Source organism: Anaerolineae bacterium (genome assembly GCA_025062375.1).
Lineage (GTDB): Bacteria > Chloroflexota > Anaerolineae > SpSt-600 > SpSt-600 > SpSt-600.
The window spans coordinates 1-18,997 of the sequence record JANXAG010000003.1; the positions used below are offsets into that span (position 1 = coordinate 1).

General features: G+C 55.1%; 12 protein-coding genes. 6 read left to right on the forward strand and 6 right to left on the reverse strand.

All coding sequences use genetic code 11. The annotated features are described in order from the left end of the window. Positions 1-374 precede the first annotated feature (374 nt). The 6 genes from NZ653_01445 to NZ653_01470 all read left to right on the forward strand — a co-directional run bounded on the left by NZ653_01445 (position 375) and on the right by NZ653_01470 (position 11,136). The gene (locus NZ653_01445; protein ID MCS7285793.1) at positions 375-2,108 is read left to right on the forward strand and encodes an ABC transporter permease subunit; all 1,734 of its coding nucleotides are present in this window, start codon (positions 375-377) and stop codon (positions 2,106-2,108) included. A gap of 4 nt (positions 2,109-2,112) precedes the next feature. Next, on the forward strand, positions 2,113-3,399 hold the full coding sequence (locus NZ653_01450; protein ID MCS7285794.1) for a nitrate/sulfonate/bicarbonate ABC transporter ATP-binding protein: 1,287 nt from the start codon (positions 2,113-2,115) through the stop codon (positions 3,397-3,399). A 184-nt stretch (positions 3,400-3,583) separates the two neighbouring features. Continuing rightward, a complete protein-coding gene (locus tag NZ653_01455) occupies positions 3,584-6,238 on the forward strand; it encodes a UPF0182 family protein (protein MCS7285795.1) in 2,655 nt (884 codons plus the stop codon). 260 nt (positions 6,239-6,498) lie between these two features. Then, positions 6,499-7,203 carry an NERD domain-containing protein gene (locus tag NZ653_01460; GenBank protein MCS7285796.1) on the forward strand — a complete coding sequence of 235 codons (705 nt, stop codon included), beginning with the start codon at positions 6,499-6,501 and terminating at the stop codon, positions 7,201-7,203. A gap of 22 nt (positions 7,204-7,225) precedes the next feature. Beyond that, positions 7,226-10,177: a carboxypeptidase-like regulatory domain-containing protein gene (locus NZ653_01465; GenBank protein ID MCS7285797.1), complete on the forward strand. Its 2,952-nt coding sequence runs from the start codon at positions 7,226-7,228 to the stop codon at positions 10,175-10,177. An 11-nt stretch (positions 10,178-10,188) separates the two neighbouring features. Continuing rightward, the gene (locus NZ653_01470; protein MCS7285798.1) at positions 10,189-11,136 is read left to right on the forward strand and encodes a hypothetical protein; all 948 of its coding nucleotides are present in this window, start codon (positions 10,189-10,191) and stop codon (positions 11,134-11,136) included. 420 nt (positions 11,137-11,556) lie between these two features. Here NZ653_01470 and NZ653_01475 read toward each other — a convergent pair whose 3' ends face one another. The 6 genes from NZ653_01475 to NZ653_01500 form a co-directional block, all read right to left on the reverse strand. Beyond that, the gene (locus tag NZ653_01475) at positions 11,557-12,378 is read right to left on the reverse strand and encodes an SDR family oxidoreductase (protein MCS7285799.1); all 822 of its coding nucleotides are present in this window, start codon (positions 12,376-12,378) and stop codon (positions 11,557-11,559) included. After that, positions 12,347-13,798: an NADP-dependent phosphogluconate dehydrogenase gene (gene gndA, locus NZ653_01480; protein MCS7285800.1), complete on the reverse strand. Its 1,452-nt coding sequence runs from the start codon at positions 13,796-13,798 to the stop codon at positions 12,347-12,349. The genes NZ653_01475 and gndA overlap by 32 nt, the downstream gene beginning before the upstream one ends. A gap of 10 nt (positions 13,799-13,808) precedes the next feature. Continuing rightward, positions 13,809-15,275, reverse strand: coding sequence for a gluconokinase (locus NZ653_01485; protein MCS7285801.1), 1,467 nt, complete (start codon positions 15,273-15,275; stop codon positions 13,809-13,811). 3 nt (positions 15,276-15,278) lie between these two features. After that, positions 15,279-16,307, reverse strand: a complete 1,029-nt coding sequence (locus NZ653_01490; GenBank protein MCS7285802.1) for a D-isomer specific 2-hydroxyacid dehydrogenase family protein — start codon at positions 16,305-16,307, stop codon at positions 15,279-15,281. A 14-nt stretch (positions 16,308-16,321) separates the two neighbouring features. Continuing rightward, a complete protein-coding gene (uxaC, locus tag NZ653_01495) occupies positions 16,322-17,734 on the reverse strand; it encodes a glucuronate isomerase (GenBank protein ID MCS7285803.1) in 1,413 nt (470 codons plus the stop codon). Positions 17,735-17,752: 18 nt separating this feature from the next. Continuing rightward, on the reverse strand, positions 17,753-18,997 hold a 1,245-nt coding region (locus tag NZ653_01500; protein ID MCS7285804.1), incomplete at its 5' end, for an MFS transporter.

Below are 18,997 nucleotides of genomic sequence, written 5' to 3' on the forward strand. Positions count from 1 at the left end.
ATTTAGAAAATGTTGAAGGTTCACAGCGTGGTTCCTCTTCGCCGAAGGGGGTTACAACCCCTACTGGCCGACAGCAACGCCATTTCAACTCCATCACGTATATTTGCCACTCGTTCTCAAGAGGAAACAATAGGGCGATAGAGTTCATTGTGGGCATCAAAACCCCGGAGTTTTCCCTGTTCGCAGGATAATTCCGGCGCAGCTTTTGAATTGGCCTTTGCCTCCGGGAAATGCTTCCGGTTCCTCTGGAGCGGGAAAGGCTTCGCTATTTGCCGATTTGTCGGGCCAGCAGTATAATCCTCCTGCCTGAAAATAGGGCATGAGGAAACGGGGTTATTTATGAGAAAGTTTTCCTGACCGGGGCAAAGGGCCTTATGGCGAGGACTCTAAGCCGGCGTCATGTCTTTATTTTCTACAAAGGTCAGCCCTTCGGCCGGTTCTCCGCAAGCGATGTCATTATCCTGATTGTCATCGCTGTTCTCCTCTATGTGGGCGTGCGGTTGGCGCTGCACGCTCCCAAAATAGTGGAGGGACCTGCTATTTCTCTCTCCCCGCATGCCCTGCCTTACTATACATTCCTCTCCATAAGCCGCATGACGGCAGCCTATGCCCTTTCCTTGCTTTTCACCCTTGTTTACGGCCACATCGCTGCCCACCACCGCCGCGCGGAGCAGGTGATGATGCCGCTGCTGGATATCCTCCAGAGTGTGCCCATCCTCTCCTTCCTGCCAGTAGTCCTCCTGAGTCTGAGCGCCATCCTGCCGGAGCGAATAGCTACCGAACTGGCCTCCATCGTCCTTATTTTCACCAGCCAGGTCTGGAACATGACCTTCGCTTGGTATCAGTCTCTGACGACCATACCTGAAGAACTGCGGGAGGCCAGCGCTATTTTCCGCTTCAGCGGCTGGCTTCGCTTCAAAGTGCTGGAACTTCCATTTGCGGCTATCAGCCTCATCTGGAACAGCATGATGAGCTGGGCCGGGGGCTGGTTCTTCCTGATGGCGGCGGAGATCTTCACCGTGGGGGAACGGGATTTCCGCCTCCCAGGCCTGGGGGCCTACCTCCAAGAAGCAGCCCATCAGGGCAATGTCCAGGCCATCCTCTGGGGTATCGGAACACTGGTCCTGGTCATCGTCGCACTGGACCAGCTGGTCTGGCGCCCTCTTTTGGCTTGGGCCGACCGTTTCAAACTGGAGATGGTGGAAGGGGAAAACCCACCCACTTCCTGGTTCTACAATTTTCTGCGAAACTCTCGCCTGCTGGAACAGTTTTTGCAGAGGATCTGGCGACCGCTGAACGAGCAAGTAGATGCCTGGTTAATCCGCCGCGCCACCATCGCAGAACCTAAGTCCGACCATAAAAGCCAGCCCTGGCTCCTCTACCTGATGGGCCTGCTGATAGTGTTAGGACTGGTCTACGGCATTTCTCGCGCTGCCCTGATGCTATTTACACTGCCCGCAGGCCAGTGGGGGGAAATCGGGCTGGGTGTCCTGATGACCCTGCTGCGGGTATCCGCTTCCCTGCTCATCGCCCTGGCCTGGACGATCCCGGTCGGGGTAATTATAGGCACCAACCGGCGCGCCGCAGCCGTCCTCCAGCCCCTCATTCAGATAGTAGCCTCCATCCCGGCGACAGCCCTCTTCCCGGTTTTCCTGCTTTTCATCGTCGGCCTGCCAGGCGGGCTGAACATTGCGGCTATCATGCTGATGCTTACGGGCACCCAGTGGTATTTGCTCTTCAACGTCATCGCTGGCGCCTCAGCCATCCCGCAGGACCTAAAGTATACTTCCGCTCTCATTGGCCTGAGCCGATGGGAGCGTTGGCGAACGCTGATTCTACCGAGCCTGTTTCCCTACATCATCACCGGAGCCATTACAGCCAGCGGCGGGGCCTGGAACGCCAGCATCGTTGCCGAGTACGTAGAGTTCGGTGGTCGGACGCTCTCCACTATCGGTATTGGCGCCCTCATAGCCCGCGCCACCGCTACCGGCGATTACCATCTGCTTCTGGCCGCCACCCTGACAATGATCCTGACCGTCATCCTCATCAATCGTCTCCTTTGGCGCCGGCTCTACCACCTGGCCGAAGAAAAATATCGTATGGAGTGAACCCATGTCTGCCAGCGACTACCTGCTGGAAGTCCGTCACGTAAGCCAGATCTACCACAGCGGCTCCCGTCAGTTCGTCGCCCTGCAGGACATAAATTTAACCCTCAGTGAGGGGGAATTCCTCTGCCTGCTGGGGCCATCGGGCTGCGGAAAGAGCACTTTACTGCGCATCGTCACTGGCCTCCAGCGGCCGACGGAAGGAGTCGTGCTCTATCGTGGTCAGCCACTTAAGGGCGTCAACCCCCATGCCACCATCGTCTTCCAGACTTTCGCACTCTTCCCCTGGCTGACAGTTCTGGAGAACGTAGAGGTAGCATTAAAGGCGCGGGGTGTTCCCCCGAAACTGCGCACTGCCAAAGCCCTGGACCTACTGGACCGGGTCGGACTGGATGGGTTTGAACTTGCCTACCCGCGTGAACTTTCCGGCGGGATGCGTCAGAAAGTGGGCTTCGCCCGAGCAATGGCCGTAGAACCAGAACTTCTGTGCCTGGACGAGCCCTTTTCCGCTCTGGATGTGCCAAGCGCAGAAGCGCTGCGGGGAGAACTTCTGGAACTCTGGGCGGAAGGGAAAATCCCCACCCGTGCTATCCTGATGGTAACCCACAACATTGAAGAAGCGGTCTTTATGGCCGACCGTATCGTAGTTATGGATAAAGGCCCTGGACGAGTAGTGGCAGAGATAGCGGTAAATTTACCCCACCCCAGGCAACGGCGGTCGCCAGAATTCCTGGAACTGGTGGACAAAGTCTACGGTTTACTGGCAGGCCAGACCCAACCGGAGCACGTGGAACTGGGGGCAGCACCGGGCGAGCCAGGTCGCATCCGGGCTCTGCCTCATATCACTATAAGCGACCTGGCAGGTTTCCTGGAGCATATAGCTGAAACGGCTGCCCACGGGCACGATATCTACCGCCTGGCTAAGGAATTACATCTGGATTCAGATCACCTGTTCTATCTAACGGAGGCAGCGGAGCTGCTGGGTTTTGCCACCGTCGGCGGTGGCGATATTGCTCTCACCCCCCTTGGGGAGACTTTCGCGGAGGGAAGCATTCTGGCTCGCAAGGAGATTTTCGCTACCCGTATCCGGCGACTCCCGATATTCCGCTGGTTGATATCTATGTTGAGCGCTGCAGAAGGTCGCCGGCTCAAACGAGAAGTAGTCCTTTTAGCCCTGGAGTTGGAATTTCCCCCTCATGAAGCCGAGAAACAATTGGACACCATCATCAACTGGGGCCGGTACGCCGAGATCATCACCTACGACGACAAAACCGAGACCATCTTTTTGGAATGAACTTCCTGCTCCCTCACTCGTTCTGGAATCCATCGTCACCCACAGAAGGTAAAGAGTGAGCGCCCTCCGGAAAGGCCCGCGGTATTTTCAGGAACGTGAAGCCCTTTCCTGCTACAAAGCCGCGCCGTAAGGGTTTAATAGAAAGGCGTTTAACGCCGGAATCTAAATTTAATGGGAGATTGAGATGTCCGGGCGAAAAAAAGACGAATTTGAACTAATACTGGGGACAAGTCCGCGGTCGCTTCCGTGGGAAAGATGGCTCCAATGGGCGCTGGTTTTATTCAGCCTGTGGATAGCGTTGCTGTTCTTTCCCGGGCGTTTGCTGAATTTCTGGATAACCTGGGAATGGTTCCGCGATCTGGGCTATGAGTCGGTCTTCTGGACCCAGTGGCAAACCAGGGCGCTGTTGTTTCTGGTGGGCTGGACTATTGCCGCCCTGTTCCTCGGTTTGAATGCATTTCTGGCCGCACGAGCAGCAGGCCGTTCTCCTCGGCTGTGGCTGAACCTCGCTGTGGCAATGGGATTTTTCTTCGGCCTCGCCCTCCAGAGGCGATGGGAAAGCATCCTGCTGGCTTTAAATGCCGAAAAGTTCGGTGTAGCCGATCCCATCTTCGGCCAGGATGTCAGCTGGTACGTGTTCCAATGGCCGCTGTGGATTTTCTTCCAGAGGCTCGCTCAATGGGGATTGGCCCCTCTATCTGCCCTCTTCCCTTTAATTCTCCCGGTCTCCCGGAGATGGCGCTGGGCCCATCTCTCGGTCCTGGCCGCTTTCTTCTTCCTGCTGATGGCCATTGGCTATCGTTTTGATGCCTATCACCTGCTCTATGTGGAGCGGCCCATCGCTTTCGGAGCCGGATATACGGAGATCCATGCCCGGTTGCCAGCACTGAACCTGCTTACGGCCCTGATGGTCTTTCTGGCGATTGTGCTTATGCTTAACCTTTGGCTCCGACAGCCGTCCCTGTTCGTCTTCGGCTTCGGAGGATGGCTCATCCTGGCCTTCCTCGGCCTTAAAGTCTATCCGAGCCTGATCCAGACTCTGGTGGTGCGCCCCAACGAGTTGGAGCGAGAAAGCCCATACCTGGCCCACAGCATCGCTTTCACACGGCGCGCTTATGGTCTAGATCGCTTTGAGGAACGGGAGTTTGCCCCGCGAGAAGCCCCCACCCCGGAGGAAATTAAAACGAACAAGGAAATCCTGGATGGAATCCGCCTCTGGGATTACCGCCCGCTGCTCCAGACCCTCCAGCAGATCCAAAGCATCCGCCCTTATTACGTCTTTGTTGATGTGGATGTAGATCGCTACCGCATTGATGGCGTCTACCGACAGGTAATGCTGAGCGTCCGCGAGCTGGACATTGAGGCACTGCCTGCACCAGCTCGCACCTGGGTCAACCGACATCTGGTTTTTACTCACGGCTACGGCGCTGTAATGGTCCCAGTAAACGCTTTCACACCGGAGGGCCTTCCCCAGTTCCTGCTCAAGGACATCCCACCTGTGGGAGCCATCCCCCTAACCCAACCGCAGATATATTTCGGAGAGCGCACCTTTGATTTCGTTCTGGTGAACACCCGAGTCCCTGAATTTGACTACCCACGGGGTGAGGAGAACGTCACCACCATTTACCAAGGGCGCACAGGAGTTAAACTGGGAGGTTTTCTCCGGCGAACCCTTTTTGCCCTCTATTTCGGCGACCCTAATCTGTTTTTGAGCGGGGCCCTCACCCCCGAAAGCCGCATCCTGTTCTGGCGGGATATCCGCACCCGATTGCGTATGCTGGCACCCTTCCTTAGGTTTGATGCGGATCCTTACGCCGTGATCTTGGACGGACGCATCGTATGGGTGGCCGACGCTTATACATGGACCGATCGCTACCCCTACAGCCAGCCTTACTACGGCCTCAACTACATCCGGAACAGCGTGAAGGCAGTGATAGATGCCTACGATGGGACAGTGACTTTCTACGTAGTTGAGGAAGAGCCCATCATTCGGGCATGGCGGCGGGTGTTCCCTGCACTTTGGCGGGATTTCACAGAAATGCCAGAAGAACTTCGGGCCCATCTCCGCTATCCAGAAGGCCTCTTCCGGATCCAGGCGGAGATCCTCCGGACCTATCACGTGCAGGATCCCCGGACGTTCTACAACAAAGAAGACGTATGGGCAATTCCCCTGGAGCTCTTTGCTGAGAAGCCCCAGGACATGGAGCCCTATTACGTCCAAACGCGGGTTGATCCCGGCGGACCAGTGGAGTTCGTTCTGATCCTCCCCTTCACACCCTCCGGCCGGCAGAACATGATCGCCTGGATGGCCGCGCGCTCCGATCCTCAAAAGTATGGAGGAGTGGTGCTGTATCAGATGACCAAGGAGCGGCTGATCTTCGGCCCCCAGCAGATTGAAGCCCGTATAGATCAGGACCCCGTAATCTCAGCTCAGCTTACCCTTTGGGGTCAACGTGGTAGCCAGGTTATTCGGGGAAACCTGCTGGTGATCCCGATTGGGGAAGCTTTTCTCTATGTAGAGCCGCTCTATCTCCTGGCGGAGCAGAGCCATATCCCCGAACTTAAGCAAGTGATCGTAGCCACTGAACAGCGCGTGGCAATGGCCCCGACGCTGGAACAGGCCCTGGCCCAGGCTATCGGCACGGCGCCTGTCTATGGCCCTCCAGGCCCAGCCGTTCCCGCAGACAAGGACATCTCAACCCTTATCCAGCAGGCATACGCCCACTACCAACGGGCCCAGGAGGCAATTCGCCAGGGCGATTGGGCGACTTATGGAGCTGAAATTGAGGCATTAGGCCGGGTCCTCCAGAGCCTTCTGGATGCCATCAGGGAGCGTTAGCTGAAAAATTAGCGGCTATGCCCCGTTTCTTCACAGTCACAGCGCGCATTGCGAGCGATAAAAGCGGCTGGATCATTTGGCCTCGGGCGTCCAACCAGACTCGCACCCAGCGGAGCCAGAGATGAAATACTGACCGGCCGTAACTTTTTCCGTAAGGATAGGACTCCTTCAAACTCTCCGGGTTTCAAGAAGATCTCAAAGAAGCTTTGACTTCTTCAACCTTTTCGGCTATACTGAAGTAAACCCTGGGGGAAAAGCCTATGAAAGTGGTGGTTAACGAAAAACTCATAGCTTCAAGAGGACGCCTTGGGAAAATCGCCAGCCTTGCCGGATTGGTTATCCTCCTGGTAGGGTTTGGTTTCAGCTTTTTCCCTCGCTACATCTACGTCTCTTTCCTGTGCCTCATACTGGGGCTGCTGGCCTCCAACATAGGCACATATAACCTGAACCGTTGGGTCAGGCGCCCCCGCAACGATGAAGTGATCGCCCGCGCCCTTAAAGGCCTGGACGACCGTTTCTGGCTCTTCAGCTATGTTCTTCCCGCCGAACATGTGGTGCTGGGACCCACAGGCCTCTTCGTGATAAAAGCCAAATCCCACGATGGGGAAATACTGTGCGAAGGGAACCGCTGGCGCCGCAAGTTCCGCTGGTCATACCTTCTGCGCATCTTCTACGAAGAAGGCCTCGGCAACCCTACAGCTGAGGTCGCTTGGGAAGCAGAGCGACTTCGCCAGTTCATCGCCCAAAGACTACCCGAAGATGCACAGGTGGAAATAAAAGAGGTGATCCTCTTTACCAGCCCCGCCGCTCGCCTTGAGCTCCGGGCTCCCCTTACTCCAGTCCTGACAGCTAAAACTCTAAAAAATCACATCCGCCAGAAAGGCGCCGAAACCCTCCCTCACAATGTGTACCAGAAATTGCTCGGGCTTTTCCGCCAGTACGCTGAAGAAAAAGGGGTAGCCTGAGCTCACCCTTCAGGGAGGAAAAATGGAGCTCAAAGATTTCCCCCGTCCCCCCGCTGATAACGGAAGGGGTATCCACTGGTCTGCAAGCATCTACCATCCGGAAGGAGAAGCCCTCCGCTACTGGATAAATGAACTCAAAGAGATGAACATAAAATGGGTGAAGCTCCTGGACGATGGCGCAGGCTCTTCTCTGAAGCTATGCGAAGCCCTCTTAAATGAAGGCATAATGCCTGTGGTCAGGCTCTACCGGCACGAGCCTAACCCCGGCCACATCGGCGGAAGAGAAGTGGAGACCGTTAAAAAGCTTGTGTCCATTGGTGTCCGCTACCTTGAAACCAACAATGAGCCCAACATACCGATAGAATGGAAAGGCGGATATATGCCTCCCAACTGGGTGGAAATAGTGGTTGAGAACTTCATAATTGACGCCGATATAATCCTGGGCCTGGGAGGGCTTCCGGCAATACCGGCCTTTTCCGTCGGTGAAAAAACGGACATTTTCTCCGAAATAGCCCGCAGACGTCCGGACTTGTTTGAGGCAGGGATATGGGCCGCAATCCACAATTATACCCTCAACCACCCCATTGACTACCCTTATGACCCTGTCAATCAGGAAGGCAAGCCTCTAACCCGTGAGGAGTACCTGAGCTACGGCCCGGTGGAATGGGTATGGGATAGGAACCCCCTGGAATGGATTAACGAATGGCGAGCGAAGGACAAAAACCCGGGCGCCACGGTTATGGAGGACCCTTCCTGCTTCCTGGCTTTTGAGCAAGTCAATGCCTTAATCGTGCGGGCCTGTGGCCATTCAATCCCCATTATCTCCACCGAAGGAGGACCATCAGTAGGCTCACGGGATGACCGACGTTATCCGCGCATAACTCCGGCTCTCCACCGGGATATAGTGGTGGCCATAAACGACTTCATGCAGCGACAGGCCCCCCCTTACTACTTCGCCATGTGCCACTGGCTCATAGCCAACTACAAAATCGGGCACTTTGACCCCACCTGGGAGACACAGGCTTGGTATACTGACTGGTGGAACGACCTCTTCGGCCTGAGCGGGCGCCTGCCGGCTGTTGATGCGGTGAAAGCGATGCCCAGCTTGGTGAGAGTAGGCCTGGGCACAGGGGCCATCGCTGGAATTTTGAGGGATAAAGAGGGAAGAAACCTCGTAGCCATTCCTGTAGCCCTTTACCAAAAAGGGGCAAGAATCGGCCTTACTTACACGGATATAACCGGCCTGTTTAGATTTTCTAGCGTTCCTCCTGGCGAATACGACATAGTGGTGGAAAAGGTTGGAGCTATAGCCCTGGGGGTTGAGCTGGCCGAAGGAGAAAACAAGATTCTGGACCTGGAACCCCTTGAAGTGGGAATTAGAGGAGCCATTGCGGGCAAAGTGATGGATGAAAGGGGTAAGCCCCAGCCCGGCGTGGAGGTTATCCTGCTTAAAGAGGGGAAACCTCTGGCTAAGACCCGCTCCTCAGCCTTAGGCGAATACTCCTTCCAGAACCTCGGAGAAGGGATTTACGGACTCAAAGCAGGCCCTCTGGTTCTCTACTCCGTAGCCCTGGATGGGTGGAAGGAAGAAAAATTGGACATAACCCTGCCGGCGCCTCCTGGATATCGCTACAAAGTTATCACTAAAAGGCTGCTTCCCCCTGAAGAGACCATGAACCGGCGTCTCTTCTACGGCCAGGTCCTGGACGAAAACGGTATTCCGATATCGGGAATAAAAGTGATGATGAGCTGGACCGGGGCGCCTCCTGGTACCCCCTTCCCCATCAGAATCACGGGGCAGGTGGTTGGGAAACCTCCCGGATATTATGAATTCCTCCACACCCCCGGAGAATATCAGCTTATGGTGGTCCAGGGCGATTGGGAAAGCGAGGTAGCCGATGGGCTTAATACTGCCAGCGTTCCCGGTAGAGAGCCAGGCGCCCCTGTAACCTACGAGGTGAACTTTCAGCTTCTTCCGGTGGGCCAACCGCAGGGAGCCATTATCAGGGGCGAACTTTCGGGTATTCCGCAAGGTCACAGAGTTATCCTGAGAGCACCAGGATTCTCCCGCGTGGCTGAGCTGGAAAGCAAAAGCCGCTTCGCCTTCTACGGTTTGTCCCCCGGAGAGTATTCCCTGGAATTGGAAGGGCTGGGCACCATAGCCTCGGGATTGAAAGTGACTGACTCCGAAGTCTTTTTCCTCCTGATGCCTTTCCAGAGCACCATCCAGGGCAGAGTTTCAGGCCTTGAAGAGGGGACCTCCCTGCGCCTGGTCTCGGAAGAATTCGGGTGGGAAGTGGAAACAAAAGCAGGCCCCGGGGGTGCTTTCCGCTTTGAGAACCTTCCGCGAGGGAGATACCATATCCTGATCGGGGAAAAAGAGCTTGCAGAGGCAGAAGTGGATGGCCTTTCCATTTTTACTCTACCAGATTTATTCCTGGAAGGCCCCTTTAGCTTTATAGGGGGAAAAGTGCTGGATGACCTGGGCAGGGCTGTAGGGAAACTGAAGCTTACTCTCCTGAAAGAGGGCGTAAAGGTAGCCGAGACCACCACGAGCGCCGATGGCTCATACCGGTTTTCATACATAAAGGCTGGAATATACGAGATCAGAGCCGAGGGATTCGGCGTGGTCAAAAGCAACCTCATAGTGGATGGTCAGAGCCCTTACCAGGTAGACATCACCCTCCCGGCCATTAAACCTCGTAAGCCTCTCAGCCGTTGTCTCTACTTTGGTTCCCTCCCTCTAAAGGGGGTGGCCCGGGTCAATTTCCTGGTATCGCTTCAATACATTGTGGCAACGGGGACTCCGGTGGTTTTCTCCCTCAAAGAAGCCTCTCAGGCTCAGGAAGTAATAATTGTGGGGGATGAAAGGCTAATCGGGCCTGAGGAAGAGCAAGCCTTGAAGGAAACCGGGTGCGAAGTTGGCCGTATATCGGGCGATAGCTATGCCATTGCTCGGACTCTTGGCCTTTGAGGAGGTCCGCAATGCCCGAAAGGGAAAACGATGCTATAGCTTATGGGGTCAACGTGGAACCGGCCAGGGTGGAGCCGGGTGAGAGCTACTGGATGGCGGTGAAAGTCCACCACTTAACTCCTGAGGAAAATCAAGGTCGCAGCCTTATATACATTGACATCTTGGATGAAAAGGGCGGGAGGATTTATGGAGCTCAAGCCAGGGTTTCCTGGCCTGGGGGAAGTCAGATTGTTACAGTAGATAAACCTCTGGGTGAGCCTGGCGCCAATTTTCCCCTTTGGCCTGGACAGCTATGTAGCGTGGAAGCCCTTGGCCTCCCCAGCGACAGAGTCTTCGGCATACACAACGACCATCCGGATGAAGGTCCGGGCAACAGAAGGTTTCAGCATTCTTTTCTGGTGGTATTTCAAAAAGTGGTAAAAGAAGAGGGGAGAAGCACCATAAAGGGTGAGGTGGTAGGCGGTGTTGGGAAAACCATTGTTCTTTTGAAAAAAGGGGAAGCGGTTGGAGCCCAAGTCATCGGACCCGACGAGCGCTTTGCCTTCAGTAGACTTTCGGCCGGTATTTACTCTTTAGCTATACCTGGGACTGACCTCCGGGTGGCTGATATAAAGGTGGATGGCTTTGAGACAATAACCCTGAGGCTTGTTTTGGAAGAAAAAAGCAAATCCATTTACCACTACCTTCTTTTTGGCACAGGTCTGGGAGCGCAGGTGGACCTGCTTCTGGCCCTGGATTACGTTTTACATTTTGGGCCTGTAGTGGGCTTCAGCCTGGAAGAAGCCTCCAATGCTGTCAACGTCACAATTGTGGGGGGAACTGACCGGATAAGTCTTCAGGAAGAGGAACTTCTCAGAAACAAAGGATGCACTGTCCGGCGCATATCTGGAGATGCCTATCAGATAAAAGAGACCTTCAGGGAACTGGTGGAAAAGAACACCCCTTTCCCCTCAAGCTGAAGCCACTTAAAGCAACTGCACACCGCATCACACCAAACAAAGCCTTCTTCCTCGCGCACGTTAGAGATTTGGATATATCCCCAAAGCCCTTTAAGAGGGAGCGATCAGCCACCCTTTGCACCCCACCCACGAGTGGGACCCAAAACCGTGGCAAACCCTATGCCCACGAGGGTGGGGAAAATTGGGGGTGGAGGGGGGCGAAAGCCCCCATCCCGGGGGTCTGGGGGATGTGCCCCCAGAAACCTCAAAAAGGGAGCCATCAGCCAACCCTTGCATCCCGCCCACGAGTGGGACCCAGAACCCCGGCAAACCTTGTGCCCACGAGGGCGGGGAAAAATCGGGGGTCCAGGGGGCAAAGCCCCCTGGCAAGGGGCCTGGGGGATGTGCCCCCAGAAACCTCAAAAGGGGGAAATTTAAGTTTTAAACTCCTGCGTAAGCATTAAAACCACCATCTACCGGCACCACTACACCGGTCACGAAAGCGCTGGCCGGGGAAGCAAGCCAGATTACAGTGCCTATCAGGTCTTCCGGGTTTCCAAAACGACCCATAGGAGTGTGGGCAAGGATGGCTTGCCCACGCGGTGTAAGGTTCCCCTGTTCGTCCAACAAAAGGTAGCGATTCTGACGCGTTAAGAAAAACCCAGGCGCAATAGCATTGACCCGAATCTTAGGAGAATACTCCCGGGCTAAATGGACCGCTAACCACTGGGTAAAGTTGCTTACGGCTGCCTTAGCAGCAGCATAACCAACCACACGGGTTAGCGGGCGAAAGGCCGCCATGGAAGAGATGTTCAGGATAACGCCTTCACTCAATTCCACCATTTGCCGGGCAAAGACTTGAGATGGAAGTATCGCCCCCCCGAAAAGGTTGAGAGCTATTACTTTCTCCAAAGCCTCCAGCGGAATATCAAAGAATGACCTGTCCGGTCCAGCTGTTGCTTCAGGCATGTTTCCACCCGCAAGGTTCACCAGGATGTTCACTGGTCCTATTTCCTGCCGAACCCGCTCAGCTACTGCCTCAATTTCTTCCCTGTGCAATACGTTCATATAGTAGCCCCAGGCTTCTAGACCTTCTGCGCGAAGTTCAGCCACGCGCTCTTCCGGCGACACGATATCCGTAATTACTAGGCGAGCGCCTGCTCGGCCAAGGCCTCTGGCAATGGCTTCGGCCAGCACACCCGCGCCGCCTGTCAGCAACGCGACTTTACCTTTAAGAGAGAACAATTCTTCCAGATAGCTCATCCCCTCCACCTCCTGTTTCCCACTCAGTATGGAATACCCCAGGTTTATCCACACGTTCATAAGTGTGAGCACCAAACGCATCCCGCTGGGCCTGGATCAGGTTTGCTGGAAGTTTAGCACGACGCATGGATAACACATACTCCACAGCAGTTCCTAAAGCCGGCATCGGGACTCCCCATTCCATAGAGCGCTGCAGGATCCGCATTGCCGGGAAAAGCCGGCTTTGCAATTCGGATTGAAACCCCGGGTCAAAGAGGAGGTGGGGATCTTCGGGGTTTCTCTGCAGAACTTCCCGCAGGAAACGCAACCAGCGAGCCCGGACAATGGAGCCCGCCTGCCATATACGTAACGCTTCCGCCCGATCAGTCCCGTACCGGTAAACCTTTGAGGCCTCGTGGAGCAACCATAGCCCTTGTGAAAAGGCTACCAGAACTGTAAGGTTCAATGCGGATTCCAGGTCCGATAGCAACCCCTCCAATGGTGCTTCCAGGCGATCCTTTGGCCATGGGAAACTTGCCGCAATCCGTTCCCGGTCAGCCTTGAAATGGGAAAGGATGCGGGCAATTACCGCTGCAGTCAGAGTCAGTGTCGGGACTCCGAGCTCCAGAGCGCTCTGAGCTGCCCAGCGGCCTGTTCCTTTCTGCTCCGCTTTGTCCAAAATGAGCTCCACCAGCGGTTCCCCCGTTTCCGTGTCCCGATACCTGAGCACCTGAGCGGCCAATTCCATCAAGTACGACTTAAGAGTTCCTTCATTCCAGCGCTCAAAGACCTCTGCAATGGCCTCTGGGGACATCCCCAGTGCGTTTTTCATGAAATCGTAACTTTCAGCAATGCCTTGCATGATGGCATACTCAATGGCGTTGTGCACCATTTTGACATAATGGCCAGCTCCGCCCCGGCCCATATAGGCACAACATGGCCCTTCATCGCTCGTGGCGGCAATGCGGATGAGCATTTCTTCTATCATTTTATAGCCTTCTAAAGACCCGCCTGGCATGATGGATGGCCCATACAGTGCCCCCTTCAAACCTCCGCTGATTCCAACCCCCAGAAACTGGATCCCGCGAGCCGCCAAACGTTCTATCCGACGCTCGGTGTCAATATAGTGGGAATTGCCTCCGTCCATTACTACGTCCCCTTTTTCCAGGAGAGGAATCAAGCCTTCAAGCATTTCATCTACCGCTGGGCCAGCACGAACCATAAGCAAGATGCGTCTGGGGCGCGCCAGGCTCCGGACAAAGTCCTCCAGGGTGTAAGCAGCCAAAATTGGTTCATTGTGGACACGTTGCATTAAGAAAGCCTGCGTGCGCTCGGCAGTTCGGTTGTAGACACATACCCGAAAGCCGCGCCGAGCAAAATTGAGAGCCAGGTTCTGCCCCATCGCTGCTAAGCCTATGATACCGATATCGCATTCGCTCATAGCCACCTCCTTAAGAACGTCGGAAAGCTGCTTCCAGATCCCCAAGAAGCTCTCGGAAGCGGATGAATTGTCCTTCGTAATCCCGAACCCATTCTGCTACCGGCTCGTAAAGGCGAAAGGGAACCGCAGGAAGTACAGAAGAAAGGTCCGGAGCGAACCCGAGGGCCTTGCGGGCCAGGACCAAACTTCCCAGCAGAGCGGGCTCCGGGATCTCCGGCACCTCCACTGGCACTTGAAACACTGAGGACAGAATGCGCATCCACAGTTCCGAACGAGTTCCCCCACCTCCTGCCCGAAACCGCAGCGGATTTAAACCATTATCCCTCAGAGCTTCCAGAACCAGTCGGAGGGCAAAGGCCACTCCCTCCATGGCTGCCCGCAGCAAGTGCCCACGATTATGGTAGGACCGCAAACCAAAGATCACCCCTGAGGCACAATGGCTTATCCCCGAAAAGCGCTCCCCTGTCAGAAATGGAAGGAACAACAATCCAGTGGGCCTGTCCACGGCCTCCGCCAGAGCTTCCTGCTGGGTGTAATCCAGGTAAAGCACTTCTTCCCGCAGCCATTTTAAAACGTTCCCCGCATTATTGATAGCTCCGCCGGGAAACCAGCGCCCTCCTGCCAGATAGTAGGTTTGCAGTCGCATATCCGGAGAGGAATCTATTATCGGGCTATCAGCAACCATACGGAGCATAGCAGTGGTTCCCAAGTTCATCGCTCCGATGTTTGGCACAGCAGCTCCCAAACCCAGACCAACTGCCCCTCCATCGTATACCCCCGGTATAACCTCCACATCAAATGGAAGGCCCAGAGCTTCGGCCACATCGGGCCTGAGGGGACCAAGGAGCGCTTCAGGAGCTACTACTTCTGGCAAGCATTCTGCTTTCAGTCCAACCAGTTCAAGGATTTCCTGGTCCCATTGTAGCGTGTGGACATTCATCAACTGGGTGGCCGTAGCCAGCGATGGCTCTGTAAAGGGTTTACCTAAAAGCCGAAATAGAAGGTAAGCCTTGGCATCCAGAAACCAGCGCGCCCTGTGGAAAACTTCAGGGCGATGGATCCGCAGCCATTCCAGTTTGGCCAGCGGATAATGGAAAAGCGGTGGGCATCCGGTGCGCTGGTAAATCTTTCCCGAGTCAATACGGGCCAGCAATTCCGGAAAAGTCTTCTGAGGTCGGATATCCAGAAGCGTGATGATTCCAGACAAAGGACGACCAGCAGCATCCACCGGAAGAAGGCTAAGCTGATAGGCTGAGAGCACCATCCAGCGAACTGCGCCAGGCTTTTCCCCCACAACTTCCTTCACAGCGTCCACAAACTGGCCCCACAGGATGTCCGGGTCATGCTCGGCCTGACCAGCTTCTTTCTGGATCAGCGGTAGTTCACGGCTGGCCACCCGGTAAAGCTTTCCATCCAATCCCAGCCGCCCGGCTTTGAGGTATGTGGTGCCTATGTCTACCGCCAGGATCTGGGCCATGCTCTACACAGGTTTCCGCTGTTTCTGGAAAGCCAAGGCGTGGGGAATGACTTCCGGGTTAACTACTTCTTCGGGGACCTCACCTCGCACCACCCGCTCCACGTCGGAGACCACTTTATCACCCATGCGGCGAAGGGTCTCGTAGGTGTAAGCAGCGATGTGAGGGACAATCAGCACATTGGGGAACCGGAGGAGGGGATGGTCTGAGCCAATGGGTTCTCCCTCTACCACATCTAGCGCCGCTCCTGCTACCCGCCCGGATTCTAAAGCTGCAATGAGGGCGGCTTCATCTATGAGCTCTCCCCGCGCAGTATTTACCAGAATCACGCCCGGTTTCATCCGGGCAAAAGCGTCATAAGATAGAAAGTGAAAGTTCTCCTCAGTGAGAGCGGCGTGAATGGAAATTATATCAGCCTCCTGCAATAAAGTTTCCAGACTCACAGGCTCAACCCCGACTGCCCTCATGACCTCTGGAGAGACGTTGGGATCGTAAGCGAGCACCCGGGCCCCAAAACCTCTGACGAGAATTTCTCCCACCCGGCTTCCAATGTTTCCGAATCCGATCAGGCCAACAGTTTTGGCCTTCAGTTCCCATCCAATGAAAGTGGCGCGCTCAACCCAACGTCCTTCCCGAACCGCCGCAGCAGCCTGAGGAATGTGACGAAGGATGGCAAGCAGCAGGGCGATGGTTAATTCTGCCACCGCATCCCGCTCCATCCAGGGGATGACCCGGGTGACTATTACTCCGTGAGCGGTGGCTGAAGGCAGGTGAATGTTGTCTACACCAAGGCCGTGGCGAGCGATAAGCCACGTCTCGTCTTTCTCAGCAAAAAACTCCGGGGAAAAGTAAGGCGTGACACTGACTATGAGGATGGTATAACCAAGCAGTGCGCGGGCCAGTTCCCGCCCTCCGATCCTGGAGGGAAACTCAAAGCGCTGAACCTCCCCCAATTCAATTAGCCGCTCCATATGCTCCGGAAAATATCGCCCGAAACTGCTGGAATTAACGATAGCAATACGCAGGGGTTTCATCCCACTCCTCACATCTATAGTTTATACGCTTTCTTCGCCAGCCGATAGCTCAGATCCAGCATCATATCGTGGGCATCTTCCAGATCCACGATCCCTCGCACCACCAAACCGGCGAGCCAATTGGCGCAAGATCGCCGCCAGAGATCGTGCCGCGCAGGGATAGATAGAAGATTTCGGGCGTCATCGTTGAAGCCTACGGTGTTATATATCCCTGCGGTCTCCATTACCTGCTCGAAGTAACGCTTCATGCCCTGGAAACTATCGTGGAACCACCAGGGCGGGCCTATTTTCAGGGCAGGATAATGCCCGGCCAGCGGGGCTAACTCTCGCGAGTAGGTAGATTCATCCAGGGTAAAGACGATAAGCGTTAGCCGGGGGTCATTGCCATATTTGTTTAAAAGCGGGCGTAAATTGTGGGTGAACTCGCTGACCTGAGGGATATCACAGCCCCGGTCAGGGCCAAAACGCTCAAAAATGAAAGGATTGTGGTTCCGCACTGAACCCACGTGGAGTTGCATGACCAGGCCATCTTCAATGCTCATGCGAGCGCTTTCCATAAGCATGTGGGCTGTGAAACGCCTCGCATCTTCGGCAGTGGCCCTGCCCTGAAGGGCTCGCTGGAATATTGCCTCCGCTTCAGCAGGCGAGAGCTCTTCCGTATAGGCGGTTTGAGCATCGTGGTCAGCGGCGGTGGCTCCCATGCTTTTGAAGAAAGTGCGCCGTTCTTCCAGAGCTTGGAGGAAAGTCCGATAGGAGTGGATATCAATACCAGTCAGCTGGCTCAGGGCTTCAATCTTTTTCCTCCACTCTGGCCCCAGAATCCGGAACACATCATCGGGCCGGAAAGTAGGGCGGATATTTCCTTTCCACCCAGATTGCCGGATAGCCTGATGGTAATGCAAGGGATCGGTGGGAGCGTCAGTGGTGCACAGCACTTCAATGCGGAAGCGCTCGTACAGCTTTCGAGGGCGAAAATCCGGACTGGAAAGTTTCTCGGCGATCTGATCGTATATGCGCTGCGCCGTCTCACCCGTGAGCTTTTCCTCTATACCGAGCACCTCATAAAGCTGGTATGCCAGCCAGCAGCCTGTAGGGGTGCCACGGAAAAGGTAAAAGTTATCGGCGAAGATCTGCCAGATTTTTCGGTGATCCTCTTCCACTGGCCCTCCATCAATGCGAGGTATGCCCAGCCTTTCCAGCGGTATGCCCTGAGAGTAAAGCATGCGAAAGACGTAGTGGTCGGAGATGATGAAAAGTTCTGTGGGAGTGCCCAGAGGAGCATCCTCCGCAAAGAGGCGGGGGTCAAGGTGGCCATGGGGACTGACGATGGGTAAATAAGCTACCTGCTCGTAAAGCTCACGGGCAATACGCCGTTGGGCAGGGTCTGGGTCAAAGTATCGGTCTTCCGACAAACGCCATTTAGCCATGGCCTATTTTCCTGCAGGTCACCCTATGAGAGAGCGGGTCAGTGGAAGGATTTCTGCTTCGTCCACGCTTTCCCCAGCCCGTTTTCTCTCCAGAACAGCCCGAAGGCGAGCGTGCACTTGAGGGTTAAGGGGATAACGGAGAGCAAACAGGATAGCAATAGTCAGCAAGAATATAGGAGTTAGGCCGAAAAGGAGACGCAGGGTGAGGATAAAAGTGGGCGATTGGGGTTGTTCCACCAGCCGGGTTAATCCTTCCACCACTTCCATCCGGGGTGGGATATATCCAGCCAGTTGGATAGCCTGAGCAACCAGGAAAAGGGCCAAGGCTGAGCTTACTTTACGGGCAAAAGTAACCAGAGCAAAATAAATGCCTTCTCGCCGCTGACCAGTGCGCAATTCATCTACGTCCGGGATGTCAGGGAAGATGGAATACATCATTCCAACGATTCCACCGGTTCCCAGGCCGATGGAAGCTGCCAGGAGGTAGGGGAGGAAGCGAGGACTATCCGGGGTGATGAAGAAGCTCAAGGTCATAGCCATCATCCACACCAATGCCCCCGTCACATAGCCTGTCTGCTTGCTGGTGCGCCGGCTAAGCCAGACGTAGAAGGGTAAGGAAAGGATCTGGGTTACCAGCACTGTTCCGTTAACGAAGCTGGTCTCTCCAGGCCGGTGAAGGTAGTTTTTCATGAAATAAACCACGATGCTGCTGACGGCATCCATTGCTACGAAAGCCAGCAGATACATAAAGAGGGCATAGACGAAAGCTCGCACTTGGAACGGTTCCAAGAAAGCCTCTTGCCAACGGAACGGTCTGGGCGGCTTCTGAAACTCAGGACGCTCCCGAGCAGCAATCACGGTGGCGATAAAGGGGAGAGCGAAGAAGAGGCCAAAGCCTGCCCCCACGGCGACCCAGCCGGCGCGCACATCTGGAAAAGCTCCCACAATCTGGAGGGGAAGGACCGCGCAAAGCATGGAGGAAAGGGTGGAGAAAGAAATTCGGGAAGCTCCCAACAGGGTTCGCTGATGATAATCCAGGCTCAGTTCAGATTGCAGGGCGGTGTAGTTCAACATTACGATGCTGACTACGGTGGAAAAGAATAGATATGAAAAAAGAGCATAAACCAGACGGAAGACCTCTTGAGTGAAGGCTACCGGGTAAAAGAGCAGGAAAAAGGACAGGAAGACGAAAGGTATGCCGAAGAGGAGATAGGGACGACGGCGCCCAAGAGGGGTACGGGTGCGGTCGGCCAGGATACCCTC